The organism is Streptomyces genisteinicus (assembly GCF_014489615.1).
Lineage (GTDB): Bacteria > Actinomycetota > Actinomycetes > Streptomycetales > Streptomycetaceae > Streptomyces > Streptomyces genisteinicus.
Window position 1 is genome coordinate 6162576 of the sequence record NZ_CP060825.1, and the last position, 15046, is coordinate 6177621.

Sequence of the window (15046 nt, forward strand, 5' to 3'; positions counted from 1 at the left end):
ATTACACGATGGCGGACGCCGGTCCCGCAACGAGGAGGACACATGACGTCAGGCAGCGCGACGGAGAGGTTCCGGTCGGCCCGGGACTTCCTGCTGCGACACCGGGAGGACTGGGCGGCGGCCCGGGACGGCTTCGCCTGGCCCCGGTTCGAGCACTTCAACTGGGCGCTCGACTGGTTCGACGTCATCGCACGGGACAACGACCGCACGGCCCTGCACATCGTGGAGGAGGACGGCACCGAGGTCCGGGTGAGCTTCGCCGCCATGGCCCGCCGCTCCGACAAGGTCGCCAACTGGCTCCGCGCACAGGGCGTCACGGCCGGCGACCGCATCCTCGTCATGCTCGGCAACCAGACCGAACTCTGGGAGACCGCGCTCGCCGCCATGAAGCTGCGCGCCGTCGTGATCCCGGCGACCCCGCTGCTCGGCCCCGCCGACCTCCTCGACCGGGTGGAGCGCGGCCGCGTCCGGCACATCGTCGCCCGCCCCGAGGACACCGCCAGGTTCGCGGCCGTCCCCGGCGACCTCACCCGCATCTGCGCCGGCGACCCGGAGGGCGCGGAGGGCTGGCTCCCGTACGCCGCGGCCGACGCCGCCCCCGGCGTCTTCGCACCCGACGGGCCGACCCGGTCCGACGCGACCCTGATGCTCTACTTCACCTCCGGCACCACGGCGAGCCCCAAACTGGTCGAGCACACCCACGTGTCCTATCCGGTCGGGCACCTGGCGACCATGTACTGGATCGGCCTGAAGCCCGGTGACGTCCACCTGAACATCTCCTCGCCCGGCTGGGCCAAGCACGCCTGGTCGAACCTCTTCGCCCCGTGGAACGCCGAGGCCACCGTCTTCATCCACAACTACTCCCGGTTCGACGCCGCCCGGCTGATGGCCGAGATGGACCGGGCCGGCGTCACCAGCTTCTGCGCCCCGCCGACGGTGTGGCGCATGCTGATCCAGGCCGACCTCGGCTCCCTCGCCACGCCGCCGCGCGAGGTCGTCGCCGCCGGGGAGCCGCTCAACCCGGAGGTCGTCGAAGCGGTCCGCCGCGCCTGGGGCGTCGCCGTCCGCGACGGGTTCGGCCAGACCGAGACCGCCGTACAGGTCTCCAACAGCCCCGGCCAGCCGCTGAAGAGCGGCTCCATGGGCCGCCCCAGCCCCGGCTACACGGTGGAGCTCCTCGACCCCGTCACGGGCGAACCCGGGGCGCGGGAGGGCGAGATCGCGCTCGACCTCACCACGGCGCCGGTCGGCCTGATGACCGGCTACCACGGCGACCCGGAACGCACCGCCGAGGCGATGGCCGGGGGCTTCTACCGCACCGGCGACATCGGCTCCCGCGACGACGACGGCTACATCACCTACATCGGCCGTTCCGACGACGTGTTCAAGGCGAGCGACTACAAGATCAGCCCCTTCGAGCTGGAGAGCGCCCTGCTCGAACACGAGGCCGTCGCCGAGGCCGCCGTGGTGCCCGCCCCCGACCCGCTGCGCCTCGCGGTGCCGAAGGCGTACGTGGTGCTCGCCGAGGGATGGAAGCCCGGACCGGAGACCGCCCGGCTGCTGTTCGAGCACTCGCGGGCCGTTCTCGCGCCCTACAAGCGCATCCGGCGGCTGGAGTTCGCCGACCTGCCCAAGACCGTGTCGGGGAAGATCCGCCGGGTCGAGCTCCGGCGGCTGACGGCCGAGGGCTCGGCCGCCGAGTACGCGGAAGGAGACCTGCGGTGACCGCCCTGTCGTACGCGCACGGAGCCTCGGACACCCCGCTGCTCGGGGACACCATCGGCGCGAACCTCGACCGGGCGGTCGCCGCCTGGCCCGACCGGGAGGCCCTGGTCGACGTCGCCGCCGGCACCCGCTGGACCTACGCCGAGTTCGGGGACGCCGTGCGGCAGCTCGCCCGGGGCCTGCTCGGCTCCGGGGTCGCCAAGGGCGACCGGGTCGGGATCTGGGCGGTCAACTGCGCGGAGTGGGTGCTGGTCCAGTACGCCACCGCCCGTATCGGCGCCGTCATGGTCACCATCAATCCGGCCTACCGCGCCCACGAGCTCGCGTACGTGCTCGGCCAGGCGGGCGTCTCGCTGCTCGTCGCCTCGCAGAGCCACCGGACCAGCGACTACCGCGCGATGGTGGAGTCCGTGCGCGGCGAGTGCCCCGGGCTGCGGGCCGTCCACTACATCGGGGACGGCTCCTGGGACCTCCTCCTCGACGCCGCCCGCACCGTCGACGACGCGCAACTGGCCGCGCGCGAGGCCCTGCTGTCCTGCGACGACCCCGTCAACATCCAGTACACCTCCGGCACCACCGGCTTCCCCAAGGGCGCGACGCTCTCCCACCACAACATCCTGAACAACGGCTACTCCGTCGGCGGGACGATCGCCTACACGGAGCGCGACCGGGTGTGCCTCCCGGTGCCCTTCTACCACTGCTTCGGCATGGTCATGGGGAATCTGGCGGCCACCTCGCACGGTGCGTGCATGGTGATCCCCGCCCCGTCGTTCGACCCGGCGGCGACGCTGCGCGCGGTCGAACAGGAGCGGTGCACCTCGCTGTACGGGGTGCCCACCATGTTCATCGCCGAACTGAACCTCCCGGACTTCGGCTCGTACGACCTCTCCACCCTGCGCACCGGGATCATGGCTGGGTCGCCGTGCCCGGTCGAGGTCATGAAGCGGGTGGTCACCGAGATGCACATGGCGGAGGTCTCCATCTGCTACGGCATGACCGAGACGTCCCCCGTCTCCACCCAGACCCGTCGCGACGACGACCTGGAGCGCCGCACGGGCACGGTGGGCCGGGTCCTTCCGCACATCGAGGTGAGGATCGCCGACCCGGTGACCGGGGTGACGCTGCCCCGCGGCGAGGCGGGCGAACTGTGCACCCGCGGCTACAGCGTGATGCTCGGCTACTGGGAGCAGCCGGAGAAGACCGCCGAGGCCGTCGACGCGGGCCGCTGGATGCACACCGGCGACCTCGCGGTGATGCGCGAGGACGGCTGCGTCCAGATCGTCGGCCGGATCAAGGACATGATCATCCGCGGTGGGGAGAACGTGTACCCGCGGGAGATCGAGGAGTTCCTCCACGCCCATCCCGGGATCGCCGACGTGCAGGTGGTCGGCGTGCCGGACGACCGCTACGGGGAGGAGATCCTGGCCTGCGTCGTCCCCCGGGACGCCGGCGCCCCGCCCTCGCTGGAGGACATCACCGCGTTCTGCCGCGAGCGGCTGGCGCACTACAAGATCCCGCGCCGGCTGGAGATCCTCGACGAGTTCCCGATGACGGTCAGCGGCAAGGTCCGCAAGGTCGAACTCCGCCGCCGTTTCGGGGAGTGAGCGCCGGGGCCCGCCCGGCGTCCACCGGGCGGGCACCGGCACCTCGTGGCCGGGGTCTCCCGTGACCGTCAGGCCGGGTCGCCCGCTCCCGGGGCCTTGCCCCCGCCCGAGGCGCGTTCGTCCGGGACGAGGCCGGTGAGGCGCCGGTCGCCGTCGCCCGTGCCGAGCAGGCCGCCGTCGCGGGCGAAGTGGGGCGCGTGGAGCAGCAGGGCCCGGTCGCCGTGGAGGGCGACGGACATCAGGGCGCGGGGGCCCGACACGCGGCGGGTCTCCAGGGGGTGGGCGGCCCTCAGGGCCGCGAGCAGGCGCCGGCCGGCGGGTGTCTGGCGGCGCACCCGCCACAGCGCGGCGGCCGCCGCGACGGTCAGGGCGGTGAGCCCGGCCGGGACCTCCGCCGGCGCGGGCCGGGTGAGCAGCAGTCCGGCGGCGGGCGCCACCGGCACGGCGTACAGCAGGGCCCGGGCGGTCCGCCAGCGCCCGTTGGCGCGCAGCAGGCCCGCCCGCGCGCAGCCGTCGCGGAGCCCGTCGAGCGCTCGGCGCACCCGGGGCGCGGTGAGCAGCAGCCGTATCCCCGGGGCCCGCCGCAGCGAGGTGTGCACGGCGAGCTGGAGCGGGTCGCGCACGGCGGTGCCCCAGCCGTCGACCCGTACCGTGCCCCGGCGTCCGCTGGTGACGGCGCCGCGCTGCTGGAGCGCGACCAGGGCCACGGTCACCGCCGCGCGGCGGCCGCCGCGGAGCAGGGCGACGGACTGGGCGTCGGGCGGCCCGCCGGTGTGCCGCGCGTCCGGCGCCGGGGCGAGCAGCAGCAGGCCCGCCGCCGCGAGCAGTGCCCAGGCCGCTCCGATGAACCACCACATGTCGACGGGCATCGCGCCCACCTCCCCCGTGGGGCGGTGTGCGCCCCTGGGACAGGTATGCCCGTCCCTGCGGGGTGTGATCCCCGAACGCGCCTTTTCTGAGCCTTACTTGAGCGTTCGCCCGGTCCGTCCGCTACGTGACGGTCATGATGAGTTCGTCCGCCGGGGCGTTGACGGGCTGCGGGCAGCCGGTGAGGTCCATGACGAAGAGCGGGATGCCGAGGCCGTCGGCCCGGGCGCGCGCCTCGTCCGCGTATCCGGCCAGCGAGAAGCAGACGCTGTGGGCGGAGGCGGCCAGGCCGTTGAGCCAGAGGCATTCGACGTCGCGCAGCGAGGTGGGGCGGGTGGAGGGGTCGACCTGGGCGACGACCCCGGTGCCGCGCAGGTCGATGCCGGCGCTCGCGGCGTTCCCCGGCCGGACGACGTCGGCGAAGCCGAGCCAGCGCAGGTACATCGCGGCCGCCGTCACGGCGTCGCGGGCGGTGCGGATGGTGACGGGCCGGAACGAGGGGCGGGCGGCCGCGGGCGGGGGCGGCGGGAGCGCGGGCGCGGGCGCAGCGGTCCCGGCGGGCCGGGCGGGTGCGCTCACGGGGCGGACGGCGATCCGCAGCACGGTGCCGCACGGGCAGCCGAGTTCCGGCTGGGGCCACTGGTCCTGTCTCTCGCAGGACGGGCAGCGGACGGTCACCCAGTCGTCCGTCCAGGTGCGGTGGGTGATCGGTTCCGGGGGAGCGGCGCGCAGCAGCGGGGGTGTGAGCGGGGCGCCGCAGGCGCACGGGTAGACGGGCGCCGCGTAGAGGTGGTCGCGGCGGCAGGCCGGGCAGCGGACCGGCACGCTCTCGATCATCGCGGCACACCTTCTCTCCGGGGTGCCGCGACTCCCCCTCGACGGTCGCGGCTGCTGCCCATCGTCCATCACGGACGGGGAGTTGGGGAGGCACTTCCCCGACTGCGCCCCCTTGTGCGCTGGCGTGCTCCGGCCTCCGCCCCTTGTCGGGGCGTGCTGGGCCGTCTCCCTTGACGCGGTCCGTCCGGCGATTTAGATTGATTCCACATAGCAGAACATTAATTCCGCAATGCGGAAGTAGTGAGACCGACACGGAATCGGGCGTTCCCAGGTGGCGCGACGGAGCCCGATCCCCCAGGCCGGAGCAGGAGCACCCCATGCCTCGTATGACCGCCGCCCGAGCGGCAGTTGAGATCCTCAAGCGTGAAGGCGTCACCCACGCGTTCGGAGTGCCGGGCGCCGCGATCAACCCCTTCTACAAGGCCCTCCAGGCCGGCGGCGGCATCGACCACACGCTCGCCCGCCACGTCGAGGGCGCCTCCCACATGGCGGAGGGCTACACCCGTACCCACCCGGGCAACATCGGTGTCTGCATCGGCACGTCGGGCCCGGCCGGCACCGACATGATCACCGGCCTGTACTCCGCGATCGGCGACTCGATCCCGATCCTGTGCATCACCGGCCAGGCCCCGGTCGCGGTGATCCACAAGGAGGACTTCCAGGCCGTCGACATCGCGTCCATCGCGAAGCCGGTCACCAAGGCCGCCACCACCGTCCTGGAGGCCGCGCAGGTCCCGGGCGTGTTCCAGCAGGCGTTCCACCTGATGCGCTCCGGCCGTCCCGGCCCGGTCCTGATCGACCTGCCCATCGACGTCCAGCTCACCGAGATCGACTTCGACCCGGAGACCTACGAGCCGCTGCCGGTGTACAAGCCGACGGCGACCCGGGCCCAGATCGAGAAGGCGATCGGCTTCCTGCTGGAGTCCGAGCGTCCGCTGATCGTCGCCGGCGGCGGCATCGTCAACGCCGACGCGTCCGCGCTGCTGGTCGAGTTCGCCGAGATCACCGGCACCCCGGTCATCCCCACCCTGATGGGCTGGGGCACCATCCCGGACGACCACGAGCTCAACGCCGGCATGGTCGGCGTCCAGACCTCGCACCGCTACGGCAACGCGACCTTCCTGGAGTCCGACTTCGTCCTCGGCATCGGCAACCGCTGGGCCAACCGCCACACCGGCTACAAGCTCGACGTCTACCGCGGCGAGCGGAAGTTCGTCCACGTCGACATCGAGCCCACCCAGATCGGCAAGATCTTCGCCCCGGACTACGGCATCGCCTCCGACGCGAAGGCCGCCCTGGAACTCTTCGTCGAGGTCGCGAAGGAGCTGAAGGCCGAGGGCCGGCTGCCCGACCGGAGCGCGTGGATCGCCTCCGCCGCCGAGCGCAAGGCCACCCTCCAGCGCCGCACCCACTTCGACAACGTGCCGCTCAAGCCGCAGCGCGTCTACGAGGAGATGAACCGCGCCTTCGGCCCCGAGACGCGCTACGTCACGACCATCGGTCTCTCCCAGATCGCGGGCGCGCAGATGCTGCACGTCTACAAGCCCCGCCACTGGATCAACTGCGGCCAGGCCGGACCGCTCGGCTGGACGATCCCCGCCGCCCTCGGCGTGGCCACCGCCGACCCCGAGGCCCAGGTCGTCGCGCTCTCCGGCGACTACGACTTCCAGTTCATGATCGAGGAACTGGCCGTCGGCGCCCAGCACCGCATCCCCTACGTCCACGTCCTGGTGAACAACTCCTACCTGGGCCTGATCCGCCAGGCCCAGATCGGCCTGGACATCAACTTCCAGGTCAACCTGGAGTTCGAGAACATCAACGCACCGGAGCTCGGCGTCTACGGCGTCGACCACGTCAAGGTCGTCGAGGGCCTCGGCTGCAAGGCGATCCGGGTCACCGAGCCCGACCAGCTGCTGCCGGCGTTCGAGGAGGCGAAGAAGCTCGCCGCCGAGTACCGGGTGCCGGTCGTCGTCGAGGCGATCCTGGAGCGCATCACCAACATCTCCATGAGCCGGACGATGGACATCAGCGACATCTCCGAGTTCGAGGAGCTGGCCACCGAGCCCGGTCACGCGCCGACGGCCGTCAGCCCGCTCAAGGTCTGACGGACACGCCGACCGCCGTACGCCCTGGGGCCGTTCACCGATCCGGTGGACGGCCCCTCGCGTATGCTGCTGCCTTTCCCGCCACCGGACACGGGGAGGCCCCCATCGAGACGCCGGACGGGCTGCCGCTGGTGGCCTTCGACGACCTGGCAGGCCTGGAGCGCTGGCTGGAGGAGCACCACGGCACGGCCGCGGGCCTGTGGGTGGCGATCGCCCGGAAGGGCTCGGGGGTGCCCTCGCCGACGGCCGGCGAGGTCAACGACGCCGCGCTCTGCCACGGCTGGATCACCGGCCTGCGGCGGGCCGGCGACGGGGTGCGCTATCTGCAGCGGATCACGCCCCGCAGGCCCCGCAGCACCTGGTCCCAGGTGAACATCGCCCGCGTCGCCGAGCTGACGGCGGCGGGCCGGATGCGCGAGCCGGGACTCGCGGAGGTGGCGGCGGCCCGTGCGGACGGCCGCTGGGACGCGGCGTACGCCTCGCAGCGCGAGGCAGGCGTCCCCGACGACCTGCGGGCCGCGCTCGCGGAGAACGCCGCGGCCCGGGAGGCGTTCGAGGCGCTCGGCAGGACCGAGCGCTACCGCGTCGTCCTCGGCCTGCTGAAGGCCGGGACCGACCGCACCCGCCGTGCCCGCCTGGAGCGTGCCGTCACCGCCCTGGCGGCCGGCGAACGCGCGCCCTGACGGGGGCGCGGGCCCGAGCGGCGCGACCCGGACCCGCCGTGTCCGAGCGGCGCGACCCGCACCCGGCATGGCCCGGGGCGCACCGCACCCGCCGCGACCCGGGGCCGGTCCCCGGACACACGTCAGGGCCCGGCCTCTGTGCGGAGGCCGGGCCCTGACGTCGGACGCGCGGTACGGGAGACCGTATACCGGCCGCGCGCCCGGGCCGGGAGGAGTGAGGGTGGGTGCCGCCCGGACGGTGTGACCGCCCGACGGTGCGAGGCCGACTGGGTGGAACATTCGCACCGCCGGACGGATTTCCGGGTGAGGCCGGGACCGCGGCGGGGGCGATTGACCGCCCGGCGTTCCTCACGTCAGGTCGGAGAGGGCGCCGGTGGCCTTCACCACCGCACTGGCATCTCCCGACCGCCGCGGTCCTCACCTGCGCCGCGCCGTACGGCCACCCCTCATCGGGCCGCACGGCGCGGGGCTCGCGCGCGGGGCAGACCTCCCGTCATGCCCCGCACGCAGCTCGGTGGCTCAGTCCTCGCGCAGGGCGCGGACCGCCGCCTCCACGCGCTTGCCGTAGTCCGGGTCGGCGGCGTGGAAGTGGGCCAGGTTCTTCTCGACCACGTCGTCGCGGCTGACCTGGGAGAGGCCTCCGGCGATGTTCGCGACCAGGCGCTGCTTCTCCTCCTCGGACATCAGCCGGTACAGCTCGCCCGCCTGGAAGAAGTCGTCGTCCTTGACGTGCGCGGGTGCGGCGTGGGTCCCGGTCCATCCGTGGATCGCGAGCGGCGCGGAGAGCGCGGCGTCCGTCTGGGCCGGGCCGGCGTACGAGTTGGGCTCGTAGTTCTTGTCGTGGCGCGAGCCGTTGCGGGTGGCCATCAGACCGTCCCGGCCGTAGTTGTCGGCCCCGCCGGCCACCGCCTTCGGCGCGTTCACCGGAAGCTGGGTGTGGTTCACACCGAGCCGGTAGCGGTGGGCGTCGGCGTAGGCGAACAGGCGGCCCTGGAGCATCTTGTCCGGCGAGGGGCCGATGCCCGGCACGAAGTTGTTCGGCGAGAACGCGGCCTGCTCGACCTCGGCGAAGACGTTGTCGGGGTTGCGGTCGAGCACCAGGCGGCCCACCCGCTGGAGCGGGTAGTCGGCGTGCGGCCACACCTTGGTGAGGTCGAACGGGTTGAAGCGGTACTCCGCGGCCTCGGCGGCGGGCATGATCTGCACGTACAGCGTCCAGGACGGGTTCACGCCGCGCTCGATGGCCTGGAGCAGGTCCGTCTGGTGGGAGTTGGCGTCCTGGCCGACCAGTTCGGCGGCCTGCTCGGAGGAGAGCGAGCGCACGCCCTGGTTGGTCTTGAAGTGGTACTTCACGAAGAAGGCGTCGCCCTCGGCGTTGGTCCACTGGTAGGTGTGCGAGCCGTAGCCGTTCATGTGGCGGTACGAGGCGGGGATGCCGCGGTCGCCCATCAGCCAGGTCACCTGGTGGGTGGCCTCGGGGGCGTGGGCCCAGAAGTCCCAGACGTTGTCCGGCTCCTGCTTGCCCGTGAACGGGTCGCGCTTCTGGGAGTGGATGAAGTCCGGGAACTTGACCGGGTCCTTGATGAAGAAGACCGGGGTGTTGTTGCCGACCAGGTCGTAGTTGCCCTGCTCGGTGTAGAACTTCAGGGCGAAGCCGCGCGGGTCGCGGACCGCGTCCGCGCCGCCGAGCGAGTCGGCCACGGTGGAGAAGCGCAGGAACGTCTGGGTGCGCCGGCCCACCTCGGAGAGGAAGTCGGCCCGGGTGTACGCGGTGACGTCGTCGGTGACCTCGAAGTATCCGTAGGCGCCGGAACCGCGGGCGTGCACCACGCGCTCCGGGATCCGCTCACGGTTGAAGCGCGCGAGCTTCTCCAGCAGGTGCTGGTCCTGGAGGAGGAGCGGGCCGCCGACACCGGCGGTGGCGGAGTTCTGGTTGTCGGCGACCGGGGCGCCTGACTCGGTGGTAAGCACGCGCTGCGTCATGGAATCGGTTCGGCCTTCCGTACGGGAGCTGCACTGGCTGACGGTTCGAGGAGCGTAGATTCGCCGCGAAGAAAACGTCAACAGTTTGTTGAAAGCGGTGGGAGATGTTCCGGCCGGCGCCGGCGCCTGGGCGCGACAGGACAGGTGTCAGCGCCGACGCCGACCGGGGTCTCGGGGCCGCGCCCGGCGGAAGCCGGGCGGCGGCGGGGGAGGGGCTGCCGGATCAGACCTGGTCGCCGGAGAGGCGCTCGACCGCGCGCAGCAGCGCCGAGTGGTCGAGGCCGCCGTCGCCCTGGGCGCGCAGCGAGGCGACCAGCTGGGCGACGACCGCGCCCACCGGGAGCGCCGCGCCGACGGTACGGGCGGCGTCGGTCACGATGCCCATGTCCTTGTGGTGCAGGTCGATGCGGAAGCCGGGCTTGAAGTCCCGGTTCAGGAAGTTGTCCTTCTTGCGGGTCAGCACGGTCGAGCCGGCCAGGCCGCCGTTCAGCACGTTCAGCGCGGCCGCCAGGTCGACCCCGGACTTCTCCAGGAAGACCACGGCCTCGGCGCAGGCCTGGATGTTGACGGCGACGATCAGCTGGTTGGCGGCCTTCACCGTCTGGCCCGAACCGTGCGGACCGCACAGCACGATGGTCTTGCCCAGGGCCTGGAGGATCGGCTCGGCGGTGTCGAAGTCCGCCTGCTCGCCGCCGACCATGATGGACAGCACGGCCTCGATCGCGCCCGCCTCGCCGCCGGAGACGGGGGCGTCCAGCACGCGGATGTCCTTCTCGGCGGCGGCCTTCGCGAGGTCGATCGAGGTCTGCGGCGTGATCGACGACATGTCGATCAGCAGGGCGCCCCGCTTCGCGTTGGCCAGGATGCCGTCGGGGCCGTAGGCGATGGCCTCGACCTGCGGGGACGCGGGCACCATCGTGATGACGACGTCGGCGTCGGCGACCGCCTCGGCGATCGACGCGGCGGCGGTGCCGCCGGCCGCGGCGAGGCGGTCCAGCTTGTCCTGCTCCAGCGTGAAGCCGGTGACGGAGTAGCCCGCCTTCAGCAGGTTCTCGGACATGGGGGAGCCCATGATGCCGAGACCGATCCACGCGATCTTGGGGAGGGAGCTGCTCATGAGGGTGCCTTTCTCGAAACAGGTACTGCGTGAGGTCAGTTGGCGGCGCGCGCCGCGGCCGGGAGCCAGTCGAAGGACTCCGCGGACGGCCGGTCGCCCGCCTTGTACTCCAGGCCGACGAAGCCCTCGTACCCGGCGGCCTTCAGTTCGTCGAGGAGCTGCTCCAGCGGCAGCGCGCCGGTGCCGGGCGCGCCGCGGCCGGGGTTGTCGGCGATCTGCACGTGGCCGGTCCGGTCCGCGTACGCGGCGATGACCTCGGAGACGTTCTCGCCGTTCATCGACAGGTGGTAGACGTCCAGCAGGAACTTGGCGTTGCCGAGGCCGGTCGCCGCGTTCACCTTGTCGACGACGTCGATCGCGGCGGGCGCGCTGACCAGCGGGTACAGCGGCGACTCCGGCTTGTTGAGGGTCTCGACGAGCAGGATCGCGCCGACCCGGTCGGCCGCGCGGGCCGCCAGGACGAGGTTCTCCAGGGCGAGGGCGTCCTGGACCTGCGGGTCGGCGCCGTCCATGCGGTTGCCGTACAGGGCGTTGAGCGCCGTGCAGCCCACCGAGGCGGCGAAGTCGGCGGCCACCTCGATGTTGGCACGGAAGCGGTCGGACTCCTCGCCGGGCAGCGAGAGCGCCCCCCGGTCCGGTCCGGGCAGCTCGCCGGCGTAGAAGTTCAGACCCACCAGCTGCGTGCCGGCCTCGTCGAGCGCCTTCTTGAGGGCGTCGAGCTCCTCCTGCGGCGGGGTGGGGGTGTCGATCCAGGGCCACCACAGCTCGACCGCCGTGAAGCCGGCCGCGGCGGCGGCCGCGGGGCGCTCCAGGAGCGGGAGTTCCGTGAAGAGGATCGAGAGGTTCACATCGAAGCGCTGGTCCGAGTATCCCATGAGGGCTGTGCGCTCCTTCCGTATTGCGGAAGTTTCTTTCTGCTTAATGGAATTCTGCTCAGGGGGTGCGGAGCCTGTCAAGACGCCCCGGCAAAAATCCCGGCGGGGCGAGTGCCGCGCGGGGCACTCCCCGGGCGGCCCGCGCCGGGGAGCGTGGGCGCGGTCCCGTCGTGCTTCGGTGCAGGTCAGTGGGGCGGGGGCGGGGCGGGTGTCGGACGCGCGGCGCCGACCGGACGGCACCGCGCGGCCACGCGCGGGTGCCCGCGGCGGCGCGTGGGTCGCCGGGTTCGCCGGACCGGTTCGCGGACGGGGCACGCTGCGGACGCGGCCGCTGACACGGGCCGGCGCCGCCGGTGGGGCGGCGAGCGCGGGCGCGGCGCGCGGCCGGGCCGCGGTCGGCAGGTCCGTCGGTCCGGGGCGCGGTGCGCGGGCTGCGCGGAGGGCGTGGGGCCTGCTCCGGCCGCGTGCGGGGCGGTGGGGTGAGCGGTCGTCCGGTCGGTGAGCGGTCCCGGCTCGCCGAAGGGCTCTCAGCCGTCCGCGTCCCGCCCCGTCGGGCGCGGGGTGCCGTCGTCCCGGCCCTCGTGGGGGGAGCCGGTGGGTCCGGGGCCGGCCGGGCGCGGCTCGCCGTCGCGGGCCGGGGCCGGCTCGCCGTCCGCCTCCGCCCGCGGCGGCGGTCCGCCCTCGGCCTCCTCCGCGGGGAGCGGTGCCGCGGGCGGGCCGCCGTCCTCCTCGGCGGCCGTCCCCGGCGCGGAGTCGTCCTGGGGCGGGGTGCGGTCCGTGAGGGCCGTCGCCGGCGGGGTGCCGGACTCCTCCGCCTCGACCTCGCGCTGGATGCGCCGGACCTGGCGGGTGGGCTCCACGTCCTGCTCCAGCGGCGAGCGGCTCACCGCGGCCGTCAGCTCGTCCAGGGCCCGCGTCTGGAGCTCGGCAGCACCCCGGACGACCGGGTCGTCGTTGTCGCTCCACTCGTCGAGCGCCTGTTCCACCCGGTCCCAGTCCAGTGCCCGGCGGCGGCGCACATCGCGGACGGCCTGCTCCGTGTCGGCCTCCAGTGCGTCCGCGAAGCGGCTCGCGCCGGGGGACGGGCGGGCGTCCGGGCCGGGCAGATGCGTCTCCAGCAGCATCGCCGCACGCCCCAGCGACGTCAGCGCGTCGTCCGCGTCCTCCGCCTCCTCCCGGGTGAGGCCCGGGTGGAGGACCGGCTCCTGCTTCGCCTTCAGGAACGCCTCGTTCCACGCCGCGTCCGCCGCGCGGCCCGCGAGCAGCGCGTCATGGACCTCCGCCCTGCTCTCCGTGGCCGGCTCCGCGTAGCCGCGCACCACCGCCGCCGCGTACCGGCTGGTCCCGTCCAGGCGGTCGGCGAGCCGGTCGAGGATGCGGGGTGTCTCCCAGGCCGGGAAGAGGGCGTACGCGGTCATCGCCATCGCGCCGCCGAGCAGGGTCAGCAGCACCCGGTCGCCGGCCGTCTCCTGCCAGGTCTCGCCCCCCAGCCCGAGCAGGAGGACCACGTACGCCGCGGTGAAGCACTGGGACGCGGCGTACCCGGTGCGCATCAGCAGGTACGTGAGTCCCGCGGCCAGCACCGCCAGCGCCCCGGTGACCCACGAGCCGGGCTGGGCGAACTGCACGGCGGCCGTGGCGAGCCCGACGCCCACCGCCGTGCCCGCGAGGCGTGCCACCGCCCGTGAGTACGTCTGGTGGAAGTCCGGACGCATCACCATCACGGCCGTGATCGGCACCCAGTAGCCGTGGTCCGGCGAGACGGCGGAGCCGATGCCGTAGCCGGCGCAGGCCACCGCCGACAGGCGCACCGCGTGGCGCAGCACCGGGGAGTCCCGGCGCAGCTCGCGGCGGAACGCCTTGTGCAGCACGGGGACCAGTCGCAGCAGGGTGGGCCGCCGCAGCGGCCGGGCGTCGCCCTGCCCGCCGGCCCGGGTGGGGGCGAGGGCGTCTCCGCTGTCGGCGATCTCGACGGCCTGCTCCAGCAGGTCGGCGAGGCGCCGGGCGGCGCGCAGCGCCGAGCCCCGGAGCGCGCCCGGGTCGGCGGCCCCGTCGTATCCGGCGTACCCGGCGAACTCCGCGTACCCGGCGTCGGTGTCCTGCGCGTCCCCCTCGACCTTCCCCGGAGCCCGGGTGTCGCGCCGCAGGTTCTCGACGGAGTCCTCCGGCACGCTCACGGGTTCGCCCCGGCGGATCGCGCGGGCGGCGGCGTCGAGGATGCCCGCGGCGGTGGCCAGCAGGTCCCGGGCCCGGTCCCGTCCGGGGCCCTCGGCGGGCGCGCCGACCTCGGGGTCGGCGAGGGTGGCGAGCACCGGCCGGATGCGTTCGGCGAGGCCGCGCGACCCGTGCAGTACGGCGGGGCGGCGCCGGGCCTGCGAGGGGGTGAGTGTCGCCGCGTCGCGGGCGACGGTCATGGGCTCGGCGTCGAAGGCGGCCGACGGGTCGTGCCGCAGCCGCCGGGAGAAGTCCGCCAGTGCGGCGAAGGCGTCGGCGAGGGCGTCCCGGTGCGCGCCCCAGCGGCGGATGGGGAACACCCAGATCAGCGCCGCCTGCACCAGTCCGCCGAAGGCGATGACGCCGGCGTGCTCCAGCGCCTCGGCGACCGAGGTGGGCAGGGTGACGGTGACGAGCATCGCCGCGACCGTGGCGCAGGAGACGATCCCCGCCGTCGGCCCGGCCGACCACGCCATGCCGGCGAGGAAGGTCCAGGTGGCGAGCACCAGCAGGAACGACACCGGATGTCCGGCGGCCACGTATCCGCAGAAGGTGCTCACCGCGAGCCCGGCCCCCGCGCCGAGTGCGAGCACCTTCCGCGGGCGCCAGCTGCGCTGGAACGTCGCGGTGCCGGCGGAGAACGCGCCGAGGGCGGAGGAGGCGGCGTACGCGGGGGAGACGAGCCACAGGAACAGCCCGACGACGATCGCCACTCCGGCGGCGGCGCGCAGCGCCACCAGGGGTTCGAGCCGGGTGCGCTCGATCGTCAGCCCGGCGCGCAGGATCGCCCCGAGGACCCGCAGCCATCTCACCCCGCCGAGCCTACGGGCGGGGCCGCCGCGCGGCGGCCCGGTGCGGGGTCGTGTCGTGAGGCGGGCGCGGCGGCGTCGCGCGGGCCGGTGGTCGCGGCACCGCGTCGCGCGCGGTCGTCCCCCATCGCCGGACGGGCGGAGGAACAAGCGCGTCCGGCGATCGAGGACACGGCCGCAGACCTGCGCACGGCCTGCGGCCGGCACCGGGCGGCCGGACCACGCCC

10 protein-coding genes are annotated in these 15046 nt (G+C 73.8%); 4 read left to right on the plus strand and 6 right to left on the minus strand.

From position 1 onward, the window contains the following. The first annotated feature begins 42 nt into the window (after positions 1-42). Positions 43-1725, plus strand: coding sequence for an AMP-binding protein (locus IAG43_RS26480; protein WP_187743182.1), 1683 nt, complete (start codon positions 43-45; stop codon positions 1723-1725). Next, on the plus strand, positions 1722-3329 hold the full coding sequence (locus tag IAG43_RS26485; protein WP_187743183.1) for an AMP-binding protein: 1608 nt from the start codon (positions 1722-1724) through the stop codon (positions 3327-3329). Before IAG43_RS26480 ends, IAG43_RS26485 begins: the two co-directional genes overlap by 4 nt. Before the next feature lie 68 nt (positions 3330-3397). Here IAG43_RS26485 and IAG43_RS26490 read toward each other — a convergent pair whose 3' ends face one another. Next, the gene (locus IAG43_RS26490) at positions 3398-4198 is read right to left on the minus strand and encodes a TIGR04222 domain-containing membrane protein (RefSeq protein ID WP_187743184.1); all 801 of its coding nucleotides are present in this window, start codon (positions 4196-4198) and stop codon (positions 3398-3400) included. A gap of 121 nt (positions 4199-4319) precedes the next feature. Further along, entirely contained in the window at positions 4320-5033 is a 714-nt protein-coding gene (locus tag IAG43_RS26495; RefSeq protein WP_425508621.1) for a hypothetical protein, read from the minus strand. A 317-nt stretch (positions 5034-5350) separates the two neighbouring features. Here IAG43_RS26495 and gcl point away from each other — a divergent pair, with 317 nt between their 5' ends. Continuing rightward, on the plus strand, positions 5351-7138 hold the full coding sequence (gene gcl, locus IAG43_RS26500; RefSeq protein WP_187743185.1) for a glyoxylate carboligase: 1788 nt from the start codon (positions 5351-5353) through the stop codon (positions 7136-7138). A 128-nt stretch (positions 7139-7266) separates the two neighbouring features. Further along, positions 7267-7821: a YdeI/OmpD-associated family protein gene (locus IAG43_RS26505; protein ID WP_425508656.1), complete on the plus strand. Its 555-nt coding sequence runs from the start codon at positions 7267-7269 to the stop codon at positions 7819-7821. Positions 7822-8340: 519 nt separating this feature from the next. Here the strand turns inward: IAG43_RS26505 and IAG43_RS26510 are convergent. The 4 genes from IAG43_RS26510 to IAG43_RS26525 all read right to left on the minus strand — a co-directional run bounded on the left by IAG43_RS26510 (position 8341) and on the right by IAG43_RS26525 (position 14822). Next, positions 8341-9804, minus strand: a complete 1464-nt coding sequence (locus IAG43_RS26510; RefSeq protein ID WP_187743186.1) for a catalase — start codon at positions 9802-9804, stop codon at positions 8341-8343. Positions 9805-10027: 223 nt separating this feature from the next. After that, positions 10028-10921 (minus strand): 2-hydroxy-3-oxopropionate reductase, encoded by an 894-nt coding sequence (locus IAG43_RS26515; protein ID WP_187743187.1) that lies wholly within the window; start codon positions 10919-10921, stop codon positions 10028-10030. Positions 10922-10956: 35 nt separating this feature from the next. Further along, positions 10957-11796, minus strand: coding sequence for a TIM barrel protein (locus IAG43_RS26520; protein WP_187743188.1), 840 nt, complete (start codon positions 11794-11796; stop codon positions 10957-10959). 527 nt (positions 11797-12323) lie between these two features. After that, positions 12324-14822 (minus strand): FUSC family protein, encoded by a 2499-nt coding sequence (locus IAG43_RS26525; RefSeq protein ID WP_187743189.1) that lies wholly within the window; start codon positions 14820-14822, stop codon positions 12324-12326. Positions 14823-15046 lie beyond the last annotated feature (224 nt).

What these genes read in the sequence shown, in the direction of transcription:
- IAG43_RS26510 (WP_187743186.1), bottom strand. Translation starts at nt 9,804, where the DNA reads ATGACGCAGCGCGTGCTTACCACCGAGTCAGGCGCCCCGGTCGCCGAC.
- IAG43_RS26490 (WP_187743184.1), bottom strand. Translation starts at nt 4,198, where the DNA reads ATGCCCGTCGACATGTGGTGGTTCATCGGAGCGGCCTGGGCACTGCTC.
- gcl (WP_187743185.1), top strand. Translation starts at nt 5,351, where the DNA reads ATGCCTCGTATGACCGCCGCCCGAGCGGCAGTTGAGATCCTCAAGCGT.
- IAG43_RS26520 (WP_187743188.1), bottom strand. Translation starts at nt 11,796, where the DNA reads ATGGGATACTCGGACCAGCGCTTCGATGTGAACCTCTCGATCCTCTTC.
- IAG43_RS26515 (WP_187743187.1), bottom strand. Translation starts at nt 10,921, where the DNA reads ATGAGCAGCTCCCTCCCCAAGATCGCGTGGATCGGTCTCGGCATCATG.
- IAG43_RS26495 (WP_425508621.1), bottom strand. Translation starts at nt 5,033, where the DNA reads ATGATCGAGAGCGTGCCGGTCCGCTGCCCGGCCTGCCGCCGCGACCAC.
- IAG43_RS26480 (WP_187743182.1), top strand. Translation starts at nt 43, where the DNA reads ATGACGTCAGGCAGCGCGACGGAGAGGTTCCGGTCGGCCCGGGACTTC.